The sequence below is a fragment of the Citrobacter sp. Cpo071 genome (assembly GCF_030332765.1).
Taxonomy (GTDB): Bacteria; Pseudomonadota; Gammaproteobacteria; order Enterobacterales; family Enterobacteriaceae; genus Citrobacter; species Citrobacter portucalensis.
Genome location: NZ_JAOWHE010000084.1, coordinates 367,287 through 385,114, shown reverse-complemented (window position 1 = coordinate 385,114; position 17,828 = coordinate 367,287). Strand labels below are relative to the sequence as shown.

Annotated in this window: 16 protein-coding genes; 1 reads left to right on the top strand and 15 read right to left on the bottom strand. The window is 52.5% G+C overall.

Going from position 1 to position 17,828, the window contains the following annotated elements:
• The 15 genes from cpsG to OGY09_RS16970 form a co-directional block, all read right to left on the bottom strand.
• Positions 1-1,311 (bottom strand): colanic acid biosynthesis phosphomannomutase CpsG (gene cpsG / locus OGY09_RS17040; RefSeq protein WP_286590686.1); only part of this gene is annotated, 1,311 nt, incomplete at its 3' end.
• Between the two features lie 135 nt (positions 1,312-1,446).
• Entirely contained in the window at positions 1,447-2,883 is a 1,437-nt protein-coding gene (gene cpsB, locus OGY09_RS17035; RefSeq protein WP_032944479.1) for a mannose-1-phosphate guanyltransferase, read from the bottom strand.
• Positions 2,883-4,109, bottom strand: a complete 1,227-nt coding sequence (gene wcaI / locus OGY09_RS17030; RefSeq protein WP_032943924.1) for a colanic acid biosynthesis fucosyltransferase WcaI — start codon at positions 4,107-4,109, stop codon at positions 2,883-2,885. Before wcaI ends, cpsB begins: the two co-directional genes overlap by 1 nt.
• The gene (locus OGY09_RS17025) at positions 4,106-4,585 is read right to left on the bottom strand and encodes a GDP-mannose mannosyl hydrolase (RefSeq protein WP_008785194.1); all 480 of its coding nucleotides are present in this window, start codon (positions 4,583-4,585) and stop codon (positions 4,106-4,108) included. Before OGY09_RS17025 ends, wcaI begins: the two co-directional genes overlap by 4 nt.
• A gap of 2 nt (positions 4,586-4,587) precedes the next feature.
• Positions 4,588-5,553, bottom strand: a complete 966-nt coding sequence (gene fcl, locus OGY09_RS17020) for a GDP-L-fucose synthase (protein WP_032943925.1) — start codon at positions 5,551-5,553, stop codon at positions 4,588-4,590.
• Positions 5,554-5,555: 2 nt separating this feature from the next.
• Positions 5,556-6,677, bottom strand: coding sequence for a GDP-mannose 4,6-dehydratase (gmd, locus tag OGY09_RS17015; protein WP_032943926.1), 1,122 nt, complete (start codon positions 6,675-6,677; stop codon positions 5,556-5,558).
• Positions 6,678-6,701: 24 nt separating this feature from the next.
• The gene (gene wcaF, locus OGY09_RS17010; RefSeq protein ID WP_150388492.1) at positions 6,702-7,256 is read right to left on the bottom strand and encodes a colanic acid biosynthesis acetyltransferase WcaF; all 555 of its coding nucleotides are present in this window, start codon (positions 7,254-7,256) and stop codon (positions 6,702-6,704) included.
• A gap of 9 nt (positions 7,257-7,265) precedes the next feature.
• On the bottom strand, positions 7,266-8,012 hold the full coding sequence (gene wcaE, locus OGY09_RS17005; protein ID WP_150388491.1) for a colanic acid biosynthesis glycosyltransferase WcaE: 747 nt from the start codon (positions 8,010-8,012) through the stop codon (positions 7,266-7,268).
• Positions 8,013-8,017: 5 nt separating this feature from the next.
• Positions 8,018-9,235: a colanic acid polymerase WcaD gene (wcaD, locus tag OGY09_RS17000; protein ID WP_020996654.1), complete on the bottom strand. Its 1,218-nt coding sequence runs from the start codon at positions 9,233-9,235 to the stop codon at positions 8,018-8,020.
• Positions 9,210-10,427 (bottom strand): colanic acid biosynthesis glycosyltransferase WcaC, encoded by a 1,218-nt coding sequence (wcaC, locus tag OGY09_RS16995; protein WP_032943931.1) that lies wholly within the window; start codon positions 10,425-10,427, stop codon positions 9,210-9,212. Before wcaC ends, wcaD begins: the two co-directional genes overlap by 26 nt.
• Positions 10,424-10,912, bottom strand: coding sequence for a colanic acid biosynthesis acetyltransferase WcaB (gene wcaB / locus OGY09_RS16990; protein WP_032943932.1), 489 nt, complete (start codon positions 10,910-10,912; stop codon positions 10,424-10,426). Before wcaB ends, wcaC begins: the two co-directional genes overlap by 4 nt.
• Before the next feature lie 2 nt (positions 10,913-10,914).
• Positions 10,915-11,757: a colanic acid biosynthesis glycosyltransferase WcaA gene (wcaA, locus tag OGY09_RS16985; protein WP_000206145.1), complete on the bottom strand. Its 843-nt coding sequence runs from the start codon at positions 11,755-11,757 to the stop codon at positions 10,915-10,917.
• A 72-nt stretch (positions 11,758-11,829) separates the two neighbouring features.
• The gene (gene wzc, locus OGY09_RS16980; RefSeq protein WP_032943933.1) at positions 11,830-13,992 is read right to left on the bottom strand and encodes a tyrosine-protein kinase Wzc; all 2,163 of its coding nucleotides are present in this window, start codon (positions 13,990-13,992) and stop codon (positions 11,830-11,832) included.
• Positions 13,989-14,438: a low molecular weight protein-tyrosine-phosphatase Wzb gene (gene wzb / locus OGY09_RS16975; protein ID WP_032943935.1), complete on the bottom strand. Its 450-nt coding sequence runs from the start codon at positions 14,436-14,438 to the stop codon at positions 13,989-13,991. The genes wzc and wzb overlap by 4 nt, the downstream gene beginning before the upstream one ends.
• A 5-nt stretch (positions 14,439-14,443) precedes the next feature.
• Positions 14,444-15,583, bottom strand: a complete 1,140-nt coding sequence (locus OGY09_RS16970; protein WP_003834266.1) for a polysaccharide export protein — start codon at positions 15,581-15,583, stop codon at positions 14,444-14,446.
• A gap of 655 nt (positions 15,584-16,238) precedes the next feature.
• On the opposite strand from OGY09_RS16970, the gene OGY09_RS16965 reads away from it, so the two are divergent.
• Positions 16,239-17,822 carry a TerC family protein gene (locus OGY09_RS16965; RefSeq protein ID WP_032943936.1) on the top strand — a complete coding sequence of 528 codons (1,584 nt, stop codon included), beginning with the start codon at positions 16,239-16,241 and terminating at the stop codon, positions 17,820-17,822.
• Positions 17,823-17,828 lie beyond the last annotated feature (6 nt).

Below are 17,828 nucleotides of genomic sequence, written 5' to 3'. Positions count from 1 at the left end.
GCGCGATTCCACGTTCAGGCGCACCACCGGTTCGGTATTGGAAGAGCGTAAATTGAAGCGCCAGTCGACAAACGACATGCTGATACCGTCCGTTCTGTCCACCGACAACGCCTCACGGGAAAAATGCTGCTCCACGCGCGCAATCGCTGCCGTCGGCTCTGCCAGCGTACTGTTTATTTCACCACTCGCCGGGTAGGCCACCATCCGGTCGCGGACCAGTTGGCCCAGCGACTGCCCTTTCAGACACAGCAGCTCCGCCACCAGCAGCCACGGGATCATTCCGCTGTCGCAATAGGCAAAATCGCGGAAATAGTGGTGCGCGCTCATTTCGCCACCATAAATGGCATCTTCGTGGCGCATCCGCTCTTTGATAAACGCGTGCCCGGTTTTTGACATCACCGGTTTACCGCCTGCCGCCGTCACCACATCCACGGTGTTCCAGGACAGGCGTGGGTCGTGGATAATTTTTGCACCCGGATTCTTCTCCAGAAACGCTTCCGCCAGCAGGCCGACAATGTAGTAGCCCTCAATGAACTGACCTTTTTCATCGAACAGGAAGCAGCGGTCAAAATCACCGTCGAATGCAATCCCCATATCCGCGCCGTGTTCAATCACTGCATGGCGCGTGTCGGCCCGGCATTCCGGCAGCAGAGGATTGGGAATACCGTTGGGGAAGTTGCCATCCGGCGTGTTGTGAATTTTGATGAACTCGACCGGCACACCCAGCGCCTTAAAACGGGCTTCAATGGCGTCAACCACCGGACCTGCCGCGCCGTTGCCGGAATTGAGCACCAGCTTCATCGGTTTCAGTTTGGCGGGATTGATGTAACCCAGCAGGTGGTCAATGTAGGCATCACGGGCAGTAATGCGCTGGTAGCGGCCACGTTTTGTCTCATCAACCGTCGGGAAATCATTGGCTTCCGCCAGGCGCTGCACGTCGCGCAGACCGGTATCACCGCTGATAGGCCGTGCCCCTTCCCGCACCAGCTTCATGCCGTTGTAATCCATCGGATTATGGCTGGCGGTCACTTCAATACCGCCATCAATGCCCAGGTGGAAAGTGGCGAAGTAAATCTCTTCGGTGCCCGACATGCCGATATCCAGCACATCCACGCCCGCATCCTGCAGTCCTTTCGCCAGCGCCAGCTTCAGCGTCTCACTGGTCAGGCGCACATCGCCGCCGAGGACAATCGTTTTCGGCTTCAGGAACTCGCCGTAAGCGCGGCCAATACGCCACGCAATATCTTCATTCAGTTCTTCGCCCAGCCTGCCGCGAATATCGTAGGCTTTGAAACAGGTTAATTTCGTCATGATTTACCCTTCTTCAGGCAACAGGAGGCCCTGACTCTTAATGAGCCTTTTAATGAGTGTTAAATGCATTTCCCGGCGCGCTTCGCTTATCGAGCCTACGGTGCTGTAGGCTGGATAAGCGCAGCGCATCCGACATCAGGTACGCCCGTATCTGTCCGCAAACCGCACCACATCATCCTCATCGAGGTAAGATCCGGAGCGCACTTCAATCAGATCGAGCGGGATTTTCCCCGGGTTCTCCAGACAATGGGTCGCCCCCAGCGGAATATAGACAGACTCGTTTTCAGCGAGCAGTTTGATGTCGTCATTGATTGTCACCTTCGCGGTACCAGCCACCACAACCCAGTGTTCAGCCCGGTGATGATGCATCTGCACGGACAATCCCTCACCGGGTTTAACGGTAATCCGCTTCACCTGGTAACGGTCTCCGGCATCGATAGAGTCGTACTTGCCCCATGGACGGTAAACTTCACGGTGAATATGGTGCTCATGACGTCCGTCAGCTTTAATTTGCTCCACCACTTTTTTGACGTCCTGCACCGCGTTGCGATCGGCGATCAGCACCGCATCTTTGGTCTGCACCACCACCAGATCCTTCACCCCGACGGTCGTCACCAGGCCAGACTCGGCATACACGTAGCTATTTTCCGTTTTATGGCTAATGACGTCACCATGATGCACATTACCTTCAGCGGTATGGGCGCTGATTTCCCACAGCGATGACCAGGAGCCAACATCGCTCCAGCCTGCGTTCATGGGCATCACCACCGCATCGGCCGTACGTTCCATTACCGCATAGTCCACAGACTCTTCCGGGCAGGCGAGAAACGCCTGTTCATCAACGCGGATAAAATCGAGATCGGGATCAACCGTACTCATGGCGTTTTCGCAGGCCTCAAGAATGTCGGAGCGATATTTTTTCAGTTCTTCCAGATAGCGCCCGGCCCGGAACAGAAACATGCCGCTGTTCCAGTAGTAGTCGCCGCTCGCCACGTAAGCCTGCGCGGTTTCCAGATTGGGCTTTTCAACAAACTGCGCCACCTCAAAAGCCACGGCGTCGGTATTGGTCGGCGAAAGCTCGCCGCGACGGATATAGCCGTAGCCGGTCTCCGGCTGGTCCGGCACGATACCAAACGTCACCAGCTTACCCGCGCTGGCATACGGCATTGCATTGCGAACCGCCTCTCGAAATGCCTCTTCATCGGCAATCATGTGATCGGCCGCCAATACCAACAGCAGCGGATCTTCCCCCGGACTTTGACGTTTTGCCGCCAGCGCGGCCAGCGCTATCGCCGGTGCCGTATTGCGCCCGGCGGGTTCGAGAATAATATTCTCAGTCAGCTTGTGCAGTTGCCGTAGCTGTTCCGCCACAATGAAACGGTGTTGTTCATTACAGATAACCACCGGGCTTTCACACTCCACGCCGTTCAGACGACAAATCGTTGTCTGCAGCATGGTGAGATCGCCTTTCAGGCACAGAAACTGCTTTGGATATAGTACGCGGGACAGAGGCCATAAACGGCTACCCGAGCCACCGGCCATCACCACCGGAAAGAGTTTGTTTTGACTCATCATGTACCCCGAATATCTGCAATAAATTGGCTCAGCACGTTTTCTTTATCCAACGTGCGTTCGGCATACTCACGTGCCACCGTGTTCACTTTTGGCATGGTTAGCGCCTGTTGAATCCCGCCAACCAGCGCATTCACTGATTCAGGCTCGACACACACCGCGATGCCTGGGTGAGCATCACACAGCTGACCCAACTCGGTCTCAGGTTCGGCGGTAATCACCGCGTTTCCACCAACGGCGAGGATATTGGTCAGTTTGGAGGGCAATACGGCATCCGCCGCACCGCGCTTTTGTACCACCAGATGGCAGTCCGCCATCTTGAGCAGCGCAGGCAGCGCGTCATAAGATTGCAGCGGAAAGAAGATCACATTGTTCAGGCCGCGTTCGCCAGACATACTCTCCAGCCGCGCTTTACCCCCGCCCTGCCCGACAATCACAAACAGCCAGGGCTGTTCGCTCAACAGGGCCGCTGCGTCGATCACACTCTCCAGCCCTTGCTTTTCACCGATATTGCCTGAGTAGAGAATGATTTTTTTATCATCAGGTAAGCCCAGTTGCTGGCGCAACGCCAGAGCATCGGCATCGTTCACGTCACGAAAACGTGCTACTTCTGACCAGTTCGGAAAGAAAATGACCTTCTGTGCATCAACGCCCTTCTCCTGCGCTTTATTCATCATTGAGCGAGAAATGGTCGAAATATGGTCCATATTCAACAGCCCACTGCGCTCAAAGGCGCTGGCCAGTTTTGCCACCGCGCCACGCTTGCCTTTGCCCGCCATGCCAAGCCCCAGCATGGCATCGACTTCGTAATCCTGAATATGCAGCAGCGTGCGCGCCCCGGACAGCTTCGCCAGCAGGCGCATGCCCGGCGTACAACACAGCGTCGGCACTACCCCAATGATGCGATCCGGCTTCCAGCGACGCTGCGCCAGCAGCGGGAAGAAACTGCTCAGGGCGAAACTGCCTAGATGCAGCAAGCGCTTGAGCGTAGAAGGCTGCTCAGGCACATACAGCGGACAACGCCAGACGATGGCATCGCCCTCTTCACGACGATAGCGCCAGGATGAATAGCGACCGTTGACCTTCCACTGCGGATAATAAGGCGGCGCAGTGATCACCCGTACGTCATGCCCCTGTTGCGCCATCCACTCCACCATTTCACCGGTGTATTTACCGATACCGGTCAACTCCGGCGAATAGTTGATGCCATACACAAGGATCTTCATAGCCCGGGTACTCCGGCCTGACTCTTCTCACAGAAGTAAGCCCGGCTGTTGTCGTGCACGTGGTCACTGGCCAGGATCTCTTCAATTGCCAGCCAGCGGTACGCGCCATGTTGAACGTCAGGCAGTTGCAGGTCGTTTTCCGACACCCGCAGACGAAATCCCAGCACGATGTAATGCGTTGAGAAATCTTCCCCGGAAAAGTTGTCGTCATAGAAGTGCTGCCAGACCCCGTAAAACTCTGCAGCGGACAGCGGTAAACGTAACCCCAGCTCAGCGTCAGTCAGCCGCTCAAAGGCCGCACGCAGCGGTTCATCTTTTTGCACCCGACCGCCGGGCACGAACCAGTACCCCTGCGCCGGACGATTGAGGCGCTTGCCAAGCAGAAATTCGCCGTGGGCGTTTTCCACGATCAAATCGATGGAAATCAGCGGAGTTGAACGTACAACGGTGGCAAAATCCTCATGACGTAAAAACATGCTTACCCCCGGTAACGCTGCTGGTTTTCAAGGAACCACTGATATGTACTGGCAAGCCCCGCTTCCAGAGATATCTCGTGATACCAGCCCAACTGATGCAGACGCGTAACGTCGAGCAATTTGCGCGGCGTCCCATCCGGTTTGCTGGCGTCGAACACCACGCGCCCCTTGTAACCCACTACCTGCGCGAGGGTTTGGGCCAGTTCACGGATGGTGCAGTCCACACCGGTACCCACATTGATATGCGACAGCATTGGTTGGGTATATTCCTGCAACACTTCCCGAGCCAGCTCCATCACGTGGATACTGGCCGCCGCCATATCGTCGACATGCAGAAATTCACGCATTGGCGTCCCGCTTCCCCACACCACCACATCCGGCGCATTTTGCTCGCAGGCTTCGTGAAAGCGGCGCAGCAGCGCCGGGATCACATGCGAATTACTCGGATGAAAGTTGTCATGCGGTCCGTACAGATTGGTCGGCATCACCGAGCGATAATCACGGCCATACTGTCGGTTATACGATTCGCACAGCTTGATACCGGCAATTTTGGCAATCGCATACGGCTCATTGGTCGGTTCAAGTGCCCCCTGCAACAGTTCACTTTCGGCGATTGGCTGGGTAGCTTGCTTGGGATAAATACAGGATGACCCGAGAAACAGCAGTTTATTCACGTTATGCAGATGCGCTGCATGAATAATGTTGCTCTCAATCATCATATTTTCATAAATAAAATCAGCAGGATAAGTATTGTTCGCCACAATCCCCCCCACTTTTGCCGCCGCCAGATAAACCTGGTCAATACGTTCAGCGGCAAAGAACGCCTGCACCGCAGCGGCGTCCAGCAGATTAAGCTGGTCGCGGGTACGCAGCACCAGTTCTACGTTATCTCGCTGCGCCAGTTGTCTGACGATGGCGGCCCCCACCATCCCGCGATGGCCCGCCACAAAAATACGTTGTCTATTCATCCTCAGTACTCCAGCGCGATGGCGACCTCGTATCCGTGCGACTTCAGCAGGGAGTGTTTCTTCGCTGCTTCAAGGTCGTTAGCGACCATTTCCGAGATCATCTGGCGCAGCGTGATTTCCGGTTTCCAGCCCAGTTTTTCATGTGCTTTGGCCGGATCGCCCAGCAGCGTTTCCACCTCAGCCGGACGGAAGTAGCGCGGGTCAACGGCAATCATGACATCCCCGGGTTTCACCCCCGGCGCATCGTGTCCGGTCACAGAAACCACGATGCCTTTCTCATTCACGCCCTCGCCTTCAAAGCGCAATTTAATCCCCAGCTGAGCGGCCGCCATTTCCACGAATTGGCGCACGGAAAACTGCACGCCGGTGGCAATCACGAAATCTTCCGGCTTATCCTGCTGCAGCATCATCCACTGCATCCTGACGTAATCTTTGGCATGCCCCCAGTCGCGCAGTGAATCCATGTTGCCCAGGTACAGGCAAGACTCCAGCCCCTGAGCGATGTTGGCGATCGCCCGGGTAATTTTGCGAGTGACAAAGGTTTCGCCGCGGCGCGGAGATTCGTGGTTGAACAGAATGCCGTTACAGGCATACATCCCGTAAGACTCGCGGTAGTTGACGGTGATCCAGTAGGCGTACAGCTTGGCAACGGCATACGGTGAACGCGGATAGAACGGCGTGCTCTCTTTCTGTGGGATTTCCTGTACCAGACCGTACAGCTCAGAGGTGGACGCCTGATAAAAACGGGTCTTTTTTTCCAGACCAAGGAAGCGGATCGCCTCCAGCAAACGCAACGTACCGATCGCATCAACATCTGCGGTGTATTCCGGTGAATCAAACGACACCGCGACGTGACTCATGGCGCCCAGGTTATAGACCTCATCCGGTTGGACCTCTTTTAAAATACGGGTCAGGTTGGATGAATCCGTCAAATCACCATAGTGCAGATGGAATTTGGGATTGCCTGAATGCGGATCCTGGTAGATGTGGTCCACACGTTCGGTGTTGAATGATGAAGCGCGACGCTTAATACCGTGTACTTCGTACCCTTTTTCCAGCAGGAGTTCTGCCAGGTAAGAACCATCCTGCCCGGTTACGCCAGTAATGAGAGCGACTTTTGACATGTTATAACCTCTTCAGTGATCCCCTCAGGGAGTAACTTTCTCGACGCGTTCGCGCGTGACTACTGCGGGATTTCCCCGACAAATGACATTTGCTGGCAGCGATTTAAATACGCTGCTTCGTGCTCCAACGACGGTGCCATCGCCAATCGTCACGCCAGGCGCGACAAAGACATCTGTCGCCAGCCAGCATTTAGCGCCAACCACAATCGGCGTGGCGTTAATATCAAAATGTTGACTGGCATAATCATGACTCCCGGTGCATAAATAACTTTTTTGCGAAATAACCGCATGGGCGCCAATCGTAATATCACCTAACGTATATAAAACCGCGTCGTCACCCACCCAGGCATAATCTCCCAGGGTTAATTTCCACGGATAAGTAATTTTTACTGAAGGCCGAATGACTACGTTTTCTCCTATTTTTGCGCCAAACATTCGTAATAAAAATGCACGCCAGCGATACATGACCTGTGGTGACCAGCGGAATAATGTTGCTTGCACCGCCCACCATAATTGCACTTTAATAGCACCACCACCGCGAAAACCTCCAGGCACTTTAAATCCGCTTAAGTCCTGCATAATATGCCCTTACGTTTTCCCATATAAGGTTTTTGTTTTACCGGTTGTGCGCAGACGTAAATATTCTGACAAACCGGTCCAAAAACCTGGCATGTGTAATATCTGGCGCTGTACTTTTTTGGCATCCCGACACAATTCCAGATTATTCGTCGTTGATACTCCGCCCATAGAAAACTCCGATACCAACCCGCTCAGCTTTTTAAAAGCGTAACCGGACTTGTATAATTGGGCTGCCAACGCGTAATCAGACGATATTTTATATTGCAAATCATAATGCCAGACATTCAGCCCTGAGAGCGGAAAGAATATCGCCTGATGACTGGCGGGCAGGCTGTGATAAATATACCAACCTGGTTTTGCCCGGCGCTTAATTTTGTTGCCATTGCCGAAATCCAGCAACGCATCGCCAATGACCATGGTTTGGTCGCTCTGAATTTTTAGCTGGCGGATAAAATGTGCCGCATCCGCATGCAGAATATCCCCGGAGTTGAGGAACAGTGCAAACCGCCCGCGCGCCATCGCGATGCCTTTGTTCATCGCATCATAGATGCCGTTATCCGGCTCGCTGACAAACCGTAACCGGTGTTCCCCACAGAGCCCTTCAAGAAACGCCGACGTACCATCCGAGGAGCCGCCATCAACAACAATCCACTCAAAACTGATATCACCCGCTTGCGCCAGAAGTGCCAGCGATGCGTGAGTTTTGACGATCCCTTCCAGATTGCGAAAGGCGACGGTAATGATACTTAGCAGCATGTGAGTTACCTCGCGATATTCAGCGCCTTGCGCAATATAAACGGACACACAATTAAAAATGCGTATTCCGGACTAAATACTGAACCTGTAAAAAACAGTGACAACGGTGTAAAAAGATAAAGCTGCACCCGATAATTCTGATTATCGCCAAACGCATTGATCATCATTTTCATGACCTTCCCCATGTACCATAGGGCTAATATCACCGCGAACCATGAAAAATAAATAATCAGCAGATACAAACCATTGTCTATTGTTTTACCGACATCTGCACCGTTAAAAATTCCGAATGACGCAACGTATTCATAAAGTGAGCCAAATCTCACTACGCCATCAACATTCAGTAATGAATAACCGACCATCACCAATGGTCCTACGATACGATAATACGATGACGAACCTTCAGTTCCTAAATCACCAAGCCGCGTTGCGATGTACGGAAAAGCAAATATCACCCCAACTAAAAACACGCTTAATGAGATTATCGCCAGCGGTAGCTTCTTTTTTATCGCATCCTTATTCAGGTACTGGAACGCCCACTCCAGGAGATAAAACAAAATAAACGTCATTACCCCTGAAAAAGATCCTGATAATATTATCCCTGCCAAAATCATAGCATCGGACTTAGGTGTTTTGATACCAAACTGTTTGATGCTGAGCCAAATTGAGATTAACGCCAGAGCGAAGAATGCCGGTTCGAAATAGAGCGCAGTGGTACGTTTCCCACCAAACTTAATAAAGTTCAGAACATAGCTGTTACTGTAAATAAGATATTTCGAAATAACTTCCATTAAACTGCTGCCGCCGCTGAGAATTATCTGTGCCATTTCAACCGCAGCTAACCCCACCACCAGTCCCACCACCAGCCAGAAAAAACGCAAAATCTTAATGTAGTTATGCGGTGAAATGGTTTTAAAGCGAATACTCCACACCATGCCAATGATCACCACGGTATAAACAAACAGCATCGCTGACGTTACGTACTTACTGGCATCCAGTGATTGACCGAACAGGTAGTTAAACGCCGTCAGCCCGCCCCCTACCCCCAGCGCGATCATTAATTTTTTGATATTGATGCGCTCGACAAACAGCAACAGCAGAACGGGTAAGAAGGTGACGATAGTTATCGGGAAGCTCTCGCCAAGCTGGGCGAGTTTGACGTTAACCAGCAGATAAAGCAGCGGTAGCACCAGATAGCTACAGATTCTGATAGAACGAGACATATTCCTCCAGCATCTGTTGCCCACTGTATGCCACCCGACTGCGTTGACTGAACGCGGTAAGGGACGTGTCAAATACCGCCTGCGCAATGTCTGATTTTTTCAGCTGCACCAGCTGCAATACGTCCGCTTCGCTGAACGTTTTACCGCCTGATTTAGCCAGCACTTCCTGCGCGGCATCGCTGTGCGTGGCAATTACCGGTACGCCGATGGAAAGCGCTTCGCACAAAATCAGCGGGTAGTTATCGACACGGGAGCTGAACACCAGTCCATCCATCTGGTTAAGCGCACTCATCAACGTGCGCTTATCGCTCTCAAAACCGTGATTGATGACGTTATCTCCCGCAAATGGCGAAAATTTGCCGAAGGTATGCAGCTCAATTTTTTCTCCCAACGCCATCAACTCCTGCACCAGCTGCTGATTGGTTTTACCGTCATAGCGCAGGTCATGAGCTACCACGGCAATTTTCGGCCGACCGCTCTCCGCAGGCATCGCGGGTAGTTCGGCAAGAATGGCTTCAGTTGCCACATCAATTCCGTTGTTAATAATGTGACATCGTCCCACGCCATACAGGCTGTTGAATGCCTCGGCCACATGCTGACTGGGTGAGATAAACTGGCAGCCCAGCGCCAGCATGGCGCGAAACATCTGCCGCTTGCCGGGCAACTGCTGATGGGCTTTATCGATTTTTACCGGCGGATAGTTGCTGAGCGTTGGGCATTTCTGGCAGCCCGTTTTCCAGCCTTCGCAGCCATCAGTAAAGGCACAGCGCCCGGTCACGCTCCAGTGATCGTGCAGCGTCCAGACGAAGGTGATATCCGGTTTATGCGCCTTCACTTTTTGGCAAAATGTCACCACCTCTTCCAGGTTCAACCAGTAGCTGTGCAACACATGAAAATGCAGTACCAGTGGGCCGCTGGTGCGGGTAACTTCACGGTATAACTTGTTGAGATTGCCAAACATGTCGCGGTTCGCGAAACGAAACAGCGCAATGTTCGCCGCCGACGTCAGGCGCGGCGTATATTTGATAACCTGCGGGTAATTCGCATGACTGGCGCTTTTTTTACCGCCTTTGCCATAGCCATAGACAAACCGCGACGACAGCCCTTTTTCCAGCGACCTCAGATGCAAATCTAACGCCACGCCTGCCGCCCCACCTTCTGCGAGTCGCACATTAAACTGTAATATCTTCATTTTATTACCTTCACCCGTGCCTTCTCGCCCACGACCAGCGTATTGTCCGGAACGCTATCCACCACGACGCTCCCCGCGCCAATCGTCACGTTATCGCCAATAGCAACGTCGCCGAGCAGAGTGACATTGGCCCCCAACTCAACGCCGTTACCGATGACCGGACAAGATGGATCGTTGGCACCAAGATTGCCGATAGTGACGCCGTGGCGTAGGGTAAAATCATCCCCCGCCACCACGTGTTTGTTGATAACCACCCCATAACCATGATGGATGGTGAAACGACGACCGATTGATGCAGCAGCCTGAATTTCATAGCCAAACAGGCATTCGGTGATAAGGCGATACATCACCAGCACCGGGGCAGCCCACAGGTTGTTTATGATATTTTTTTTACGCCAGACGGAGCAAAAATGGGCAATCCGATAGGCCGCCACCATGCAGCAGGGGCGCAGACTCCAGCCATTCGCGCGTAAATCTTCCAGCATAATTAGCGTCCTCGCAGTCCGTCGGCCAGACGCTTACTGTTGCGAACAGAAAGCAGCGTCAGCAGCGTGCGCCAGTTCATCCGTTTGTTGCGGATCTGATAGAGGGTAAACAGCTGATATTTCTTACTCGCCCGGTCAAATTTGCCTTTGTGCTTGCGGTAAAACTGAAAGTAGCCGGAGAATTTATTCGGCGATGAGGTAATACGCATCTCGCCGTGATTCACATGCAGGATCTGCGTCGCCTCTTTGACCTTCCACGGTTTGCCATACGCCACCACCATGCGCAGGAAGATGTCGTAATCCTGCGCCGCTTTCAGCGTGGTATCGAACAGGCATGCTTTAAACCGCCATGCCCAGGTAAATACCTGATTACCAATGATGTTGCGCTTATAAAACCTGCGGCGTGAATAAACGGACTTCGGATAGAGCGGCAGACTGGTCGGCTGCGAATACACTTCGCCCTCACAGACATAGTCATTGGCATACAAAAACGCCCGTGTGACCAGTTGATGCCGATACTGCAGGAACACGCTCAGGCGGTTCGGCGTCCATTCATCATCATCATCAATCCCCGTAATGTATTGCCCGTTGGCCTGCATAATGGCCTGATTACGCACCGCACAGGCCCCGGAGTTGGTGGAATTATGCGTATACGACACGCGCGGATCGTTGAGTTCCTCAACAAACTGCTGCAACTGCTCATATGAGGAAGAGCAATCATCCACAATGATCATCTCCCAGTGAGGGTAGTCCTGGCGCAACACCGATTTAATCGCCCGAATGGCCAGCTGCTGGCGGTTCCAGGTTGGCATATAAATTGAAATTAGCGGGTTTTCTGTCGTCATTTTCGTTTCCGGATAGATACGCTTTTGTAGGCCGGATAAGGCGTTTTCGCCGCATCCGGCAGGGTTGGTGATTTATTTCGCATCCGACGTGTATTCGTATTCGTAGTAGCCGTAATCCTGATACCCGCTGGCACGGCGGAAGATCGAGTTGAGGATCACCCCTTTCACCTGAATGCCGTTTTGCTCGAAGCGACTCAGGCTGGTTTCCACCTCTTTCAGCGTGTTGACCGCATAACGCGCCACCATCAGCGTGGTGCCGACGTGACGCCCCACGATGGCTGCATCGGTCACTGCCAGAATTGGTGGAGTGTCAATCAGCACCAGGTCATAGTGCGAGCTGGCCCAGGCAATCAGTTCGCCGAAACGCTCGCTCATCAACAGCTCGGAAGGATTGGGAGGGACTTGACCGCGAGGGATCAGATCAAAATGCGGAATCGATGTCGGTTTGGCGCTGGATGAGATATCCCCCTTGCCAATCAGGATCTCAGACAGGCCGTTGACGTTATTGGTCCCCAGCAGTTCGTGGGTATAGCCTTTACGCATATCGCAGTCGATCAACAGCACGCGTTTGTTGGTCTGGCTGATGACTGCCGCCAGGTTGGCGCAGACAAACGTTTTGCCAATCGACGGGCTGACGCCGGTCAGCATCAACACGTTGTTACGCGCCTGCATCATGGCAAAGTGCAGGCTGGTACGCAGGCTACGTACCGCTTCTATGGCGAGATCCGTTGGATTACCCACGGCCAACAGCTGGCTTTGCTTGTAGCGTTTCACACCTTTAATGGTCTGAACGTTATCACGCGCTTTTTGCCATTCAGACAACGGAATACTGGCATACACGCTGATACCATGCTCTTCCAGCGCCTGCGGGCTTTCAATACCGCGATTAAACAGAGAACGCAGCAGTACGCCCACCACGGAAAGCATCAAACCGAGAATGATACTGCCGAGAATAATCAGCGCCGTTTTCGGCTTCAGCACGCCAGGCTGGGCAATCGCGGGATCGACAATGCGCACATCGCCAACCGTACTGGCCTCGGTAATCTTCAGTTCCTGTTGCTTGTTCAGCAACTGCATATAGACCTGCTGACCGGACTCCACATCACGCGTCAGACGAACAATTTCCTGCTGCGTTTTCGGCATCGCCGTTACGCGCCCGTTCAGCTTACTTTTCTCATCTTCCAGCGCCTGGCGTTTTTCCAGCAGCGTGCGGTACGCCGGATGCGCTTTGGTGAACAGCTTGGAAATCTCCGCTTCTTTGAAGGTCAGTTCATTCAGCTGCGCATCGATATTCACCATCGAATCCAGCACCGCTTTGGCTTCCAGCGGCAAATCCACGGAGTCTTTATCCTGACGAAAGGCGTTCAGCTTGTTTTCAGCAACGTCCAGCCGATTACGCACCTCAGGCAGTTGCTTTGCCAGAAACGCCAGACTTTTGGCGGCCTCTTCAGATTTACGTTCCACGTTTTGTTGCAGATAGTTGCGGGTAATACTGTCGAGGGTCTGGCGGATTTGCTCGCGATCTTCACCGGTAAAGGTCAGACTCAATACGCCGGTGTCTTTGCCTGTTTCCGCCACTATCAGATTATTTTGCAGGGTGTTTATCATGCCCAGCGTGGAGAATTTGCTGACGGTAAATTGGCTCTCCGGGCTGGCATGAATCGCCTCAACCAGCATCGTCACGCCATCATGTTCCAACACCTTGCCGACTTGCCCCCGGGCGCTAAAACCCCCGTCACTCACCAGTTGATAGCTTTTGTCATTCAGCACATTAAGCGTGAAGGTCTGTTCATTCATTGCCTTTGGCAGCGTGAAGGCGGTCACATTAACCGTTTCGTTCTGGCGGCCCATCAGCCGGTCCCAGCCCGCGCCAAAAATAGGGAATGTATCTTTGGTAACGGCGATATCGAGGTTAAGATCGTCTACCGTTTTCCCTAATACCAGACGCGACTGGATGAGCTGAATTTCCGCTTCCGAGGCCGGCGGTTTGTTCGACAACGCTGAGCCAATATCCTGCACCAGTGAATTTCCGGTATTTTGCTCAATTTGCACCAGCGCGTCCGCACTGTAGATGGGTGTGGCGAACAGCGTGTAGACCGCGGCACACAATGCAAAAGCCGTGGTAATGCCTAATACCCACCAGCGGGCTTCCACCACCGTAGAAACCAGACGACCAATATCGATTTCATCATTGCCCGTTACCGGCGCAGCAGACTGTTTAACTTTTTCTGTCATTGTTTTCCCTGCTCTGCGTTCAGTGCCTGAGCCCATTGGCGGGCAGACCGTTCAAGTAATGCGTACACCGCGTCAAACGCATCACGGCTTTTACGATACGGATCGGGAATTTCGCGCTCGCTGTCCCAGTGCCCAAAAAGCATCACTTTGCCGCGCATCTCCGGCACCATTTCACACAGGGCAGAGATATGGCGCTTTTCCATGGTCAGGATCAGGTCATACTCCCGGCACATTCGTCCCGAGATCTGCCGGGCACAATGATTATCCAGTGACAGGTTGTGCGCCTGCGCCACGCTAATAGCACACGGATCCGCGCCTTTCCCCACCAGCGCCCCAAGACCGGCTGAAGAGACCGTTAACGCCGGATGAAATTGCCTTAATAAGCGCTCTGCCATCGGGGAACGACAAATGTTCCCCACACAGACAACTAAGATTTTGTTAAACATGATGATTACCAGTTGTGAAGGTCGCTGGCCGTGTCCGTCATATAGCGAACACCGCTAATAGTCGGCAGCAACTGATTGATCAAACGGTTCCAGCGAGCAACCGGTGCGGTAGTGACGTACACCACATCGTATGGCTGGAGTCGGAATGATGTTGCCATCACCAGCGACGTCGCATCGGACATATCAAGCTGATAGATATTGGCGATCTTGCCGTTGTTCCCGCCCTCACCTTTCAATGGTCGAATAACGAAAATGCCGCTGGCATTGGAGGTGGTCAGGTCAATACCTTCGGCATTGCCCAGCGCTTCGGTAAGCGTCATGCCGCTGAAGTCCATTTTGAGGGTGCTCTGTTTTTTCACTTCCCCCATTACGAAGACTTTCAGATCGTCATTACGCGGAACAAACAGAATGTCGCCAGGATAGAGCAGACGGTTCTGGCTCAGGTCGCCATTTTGCATCAGCGCTTGCAGTGAAATGCGTTGCTCCTGCCCTTTATGAGTCAGCACAACGTTGCGCCAGTCTGCTGCCTCGGTGAGACCGCCAGCGGCGTTAATGGCATCGAGAACGGTAAGCGGCACGTTGGTGATGGCCTGCTGGCCGGATTTGTTCACCTGCCCGGAGACATAGGCCTTCTGCGAGCGGAAAGCGGCGATATTAACGTCCACCTGCGGGTCAGCAATGTACTTCGCTAAGCGCCCGGTAATATCACTACGAATCTCTGCCAACGTTTTCCCTACCACGCTGACTTTGCCGATGTAGGGGTAAAACATGGTGCCATCAGGCTGCACCCAGTTGCCGGTATCGCTTGAGCTACGGTACTGCCCAGCCGGCGTGGTGAGTTCAGGATGGTCCCAGACGGTCACATTCAGGACATCCCCCGGGCCGACCCGGTACTGATATCCGGAAATCTCCTGGTCCAGCGACATATTAGGCTGGGCAACATTTGGTCGAGGACGTAATTGTTCGACCAGCCGTGGCGTGAGTGGATAAACATTCACCATGCGATCGATATCAAAATCAGCGTCCTGCTGTTTAATCACATCTTTGCCCATCGTAGACATATTGCTGCCCGGAAGCACGGTACAACCGTTTATCAAGATCACCGATACCAATACTGGCATCAATTTAAGTTTGGATTTCATCATTGATTATTTATCACTTTGGCAGAGTATTTATCACATGCAATCTAAATAGCGACTTCGCCTGTACGCATTTACCTTGCCGTTAATTGAAATGGAATTTAACTGGCATCAGTCCTAAAAAAAATGAATTCATCTGCGGTCTCTTGACAGAATAATTTAGGCTTGTTTCAGGCGACCAGACACGCTACCGCCCCTGGCTTCACTAGCTACCAATGCACTGATTAATTTAAATTTTTATCTTCTCCTTTATTTTCATCACATTTACAGCGTTAACGCATCGGGAATGGCGCCACTGATTGATGAGGAAATATTTATCTTTTGATTATTACCGCAAGAATTGTTGCAGCTATGCGAATATCAGGCAAGATAACAAACCGCCGATACCTGGCTTTTAAGATTAATATTAAGCGTCGGTTTTATATATTTTTAGGATTTTATTGATATTGACAATATTGATATAGAAATATTCCACCTGCGATATTTCCTAAATATATTTAGATTAATAAAATCATTTCCTGTAGTTACATTAAGGCTATTATCCTGCATCAGTTCTGATATAACCGACAGAGAAATCCCTTCTCGCCATTGCATTTTTCGCCAGTTTTACCCATGATCGAATTGTGACAATTGTCATACAACTATGGGTATAGCATTTACTATGGAATGGATTGCCGATCCGTCAATCTGGGCCGGACTGGTCACGTTAATCGTGATCGAACTTGTTCTTGGCATTGATAATCTTGTTTTTATTGCCATCCTCGCGGAGAAACTACCTCCTGCCCAGCGGGATAAGGCGCGTATTACCGGGCTACTGCTGGCAATGGTTATGCGCCTGCTGCTGCTGGCATCAATATCCTGGCTGGTAACGCTGACCACGCCGCTGTTCAGCATTCGCGATCTCAGCTTCAGCGCCCGCGATCTGATCATGCTGTTCGGTGGTTTCTTCCTGCTGTTTAAAGCCACTATGGAGCTCAACGAACGGCTGGAAGGGAAAGACAGCGATAACCCCACCCAGCGTAAAGGCGCTAAGTTCTGGGGTGTGGTCGCGCAGATCGTGGTGCTGGACGCCATCTTCTCTCTGGATTCCGTCATTACCGCTGTTGGCATGGTTGATCACCTGGCGGTGATGATGGCGGCAGTCATTATTGCCATCAGCCTGATGTTGCTGGCCAGCAAGTCGCTGACGCGCTTTGTTAACAGCCATCCAACTATTGTTATTCTGTGTCTGAGCTTCCTGCTGATGATTGGTTTCAGTCTGGTGGCCGAAGGGTTTGGTTTCCATATCCCGAAAGGTTACCTGTACGCGGCCATCGGCTTCTCGGTCATGATCGAAGCATTGAACCAGTTGGCTATCTTTAACCGTCGTCGCTTCCTCTCAGCCAACCATACTCTGCGCCAGCGCACCGCCGAGGCGGTAATGCGGCTGCTGAGCGGGCAAAAAGAAGATGCTGAACTGGATGCCGAAACCGCGGCGATGCTGGCGGATCATCATGAAGGTCAGATTTTTGCGCCTCAGGAGCGGCGGATGATTGAACGTGTGCTGAACTTCAATCAGCGTACCGTCAGCAGTATCATGACCTCGCGCCACGATATTGAACATATCGACCTCAATGCGCCCGAAGCAGAAATCCGCGCCTTACTGGAAAAAAACCAGCATACGCGTCTGGTGGTCACTGGCGAAGACGAGCAGGAGGAACTGCTGGGCGTGGTGCATGTCATCGATTTGCTGCAACAGTCTCTGCGCGGCGAACCGCTCGACCTGCGTGTATTGATTCGCCAGCCGCTGGTGTTCCCGGAGACCTTGCCGCTGCTTCCGGCGCTTGAGCAGTTCCGTAATGCCCGCACGCACTTCGCGTTTGTAGCCGATGAATTTGGTTCCGTCGAAGGGATTGTGACGCTGAGTGATGTGATGGAAACCATCGCCGGCAATCTGCCAAACGAGGTAGAGGAAATCGACGCCCGCCATGATATTCAGAAAAACGCCGATGGTTCGTGGACCGCTAACGGACATATGCCACTGGAAGACCTGGTGCAGTACGTGCCTATCCCGTTAGACGATAAGCGTGAGTATCACACCATTGCCGGACTGTTAATGGAGTATTTGCAGCGCATCCCGAAAACCGGGGAGGAAGTCCAGGTTGGCGACTATCGGCTAAAAACCCTGCAGGTGGAAAATCATCGCGTGCAAAAGGTCCAGCTGATACCGCTACACAGTGAAGAAGAGATGGATTACGAGGTGTAAGTCACG

What these genes read in the sequence shown, in the direction of transcription:
- wcaE (WP_150388491.1), bottom strand. Translation starts at nt 8,012, where the DNA reads ATGCTGCTAAGTATCATTACCGTCGCCTTTCGCAATCTGGAAGGGATC.
- wcaD (WP_020996654.1), bottom strand. Translation starts at nt 9,235, where the DNA reads ATGTCTCGTTCTATCAGAATCTGTAGCTATCTGGTGCTACCGCTGCTT.
- OGY09_RS17025 (WP_008785194.1), bottom strand. Translation starts at nt 4,585, where the DNA reads ATGTTTTTACGTCATGAGGATTTTGCCACCGTTGTACGTTCAACTCCG.
- wcaA (WP_000206145.1), bottom strand. Translation starts at nt 11,757, where the DNA reads ATGACGACAGAAAACCCGCTAATTTCAATTTATATGCCAACCTGGAAC.
- wcaI (WP_032943924.1), bottom strand. Translation starts at nt 4,109, where the DNA reads ATGAAGATCCTTGTGTATGGCATCAACTATTCGCCGGAGTTGACCGGT.
- wzc (WP_032943933.1), bottom strand. Translation starts at nt 13,992, where the DNA reads ATGACAGAAAAAGTTAAACAGTCTGCTGCGCCGGTAACGGGCAATGAT.
- wzb (WP_032943935.1), bottom strand. Translation starts at nt 14,438, where the DNA reads ATGTTTAACAAAATCTTAGTTGTCTGTGTGGGGAACATTTGTCGTTCC.
- fcl (WP_032943925.1), bottom strand. Translation starts at nt 5,553, where the DNA reads ATGAATAGACAACGTATTTTTGTGGCGGGCCATCGCGGGATGGTGGGG.
- OGY09_RS16970 (WP_003834266.1), bottom strand. Translation starts at nt 15,583, where the DNA reads ATGATGAAATCCAAACTTAAATTGATGCCAGTATTGGTATCGGTGATC.
- cpsB (WP_032944479.1), bottom strand. Translation starts at nt 2,883, where the DNA reads ATGAGTCAAAACAAACTCTTTCCGGTGGTGATGGCCGGTGGCTCGGGT.
- wcaF (WP_150388492.1), bottom strand. Translation starts at nt 7,256, where the DNA reads ATGCAGGACTTAAGCGGATTTAAAGTGCCTGGAGGTTTTCGCGGTGGT.
- OGY09_RS16965 (WP_032943936.1), top strand. Translation starts at nt 16,239, where the DNA reads ATGGAATGGATTGCCGATCCGTCAATCTGGGCCGGACTGGTCACGTTA.
- wcaB (WP_032943932.1), bottom strand. Translation starts at nt 10,912, where the DNA reads ATGCTGGAAGATTTACGCGCGAATGGCTGGAGTCTGCGCCCCTGCTGC.
- wcaC (WP_032943931.1), bottom strand. Translation starts at nt 10,427, where the DNA reads ATGAAGATATTACAGTTTAATGTGCGACTCGCAGAAGGTGGGGCGGCA.
- gmd (WP_032943926.1), bottom strand. Translation starts at nt 6,677, where the DNA reads ATGTCAAAAGTCGCTCTCATTACTGGCGTAACCGGGCAGGATGGTTCT.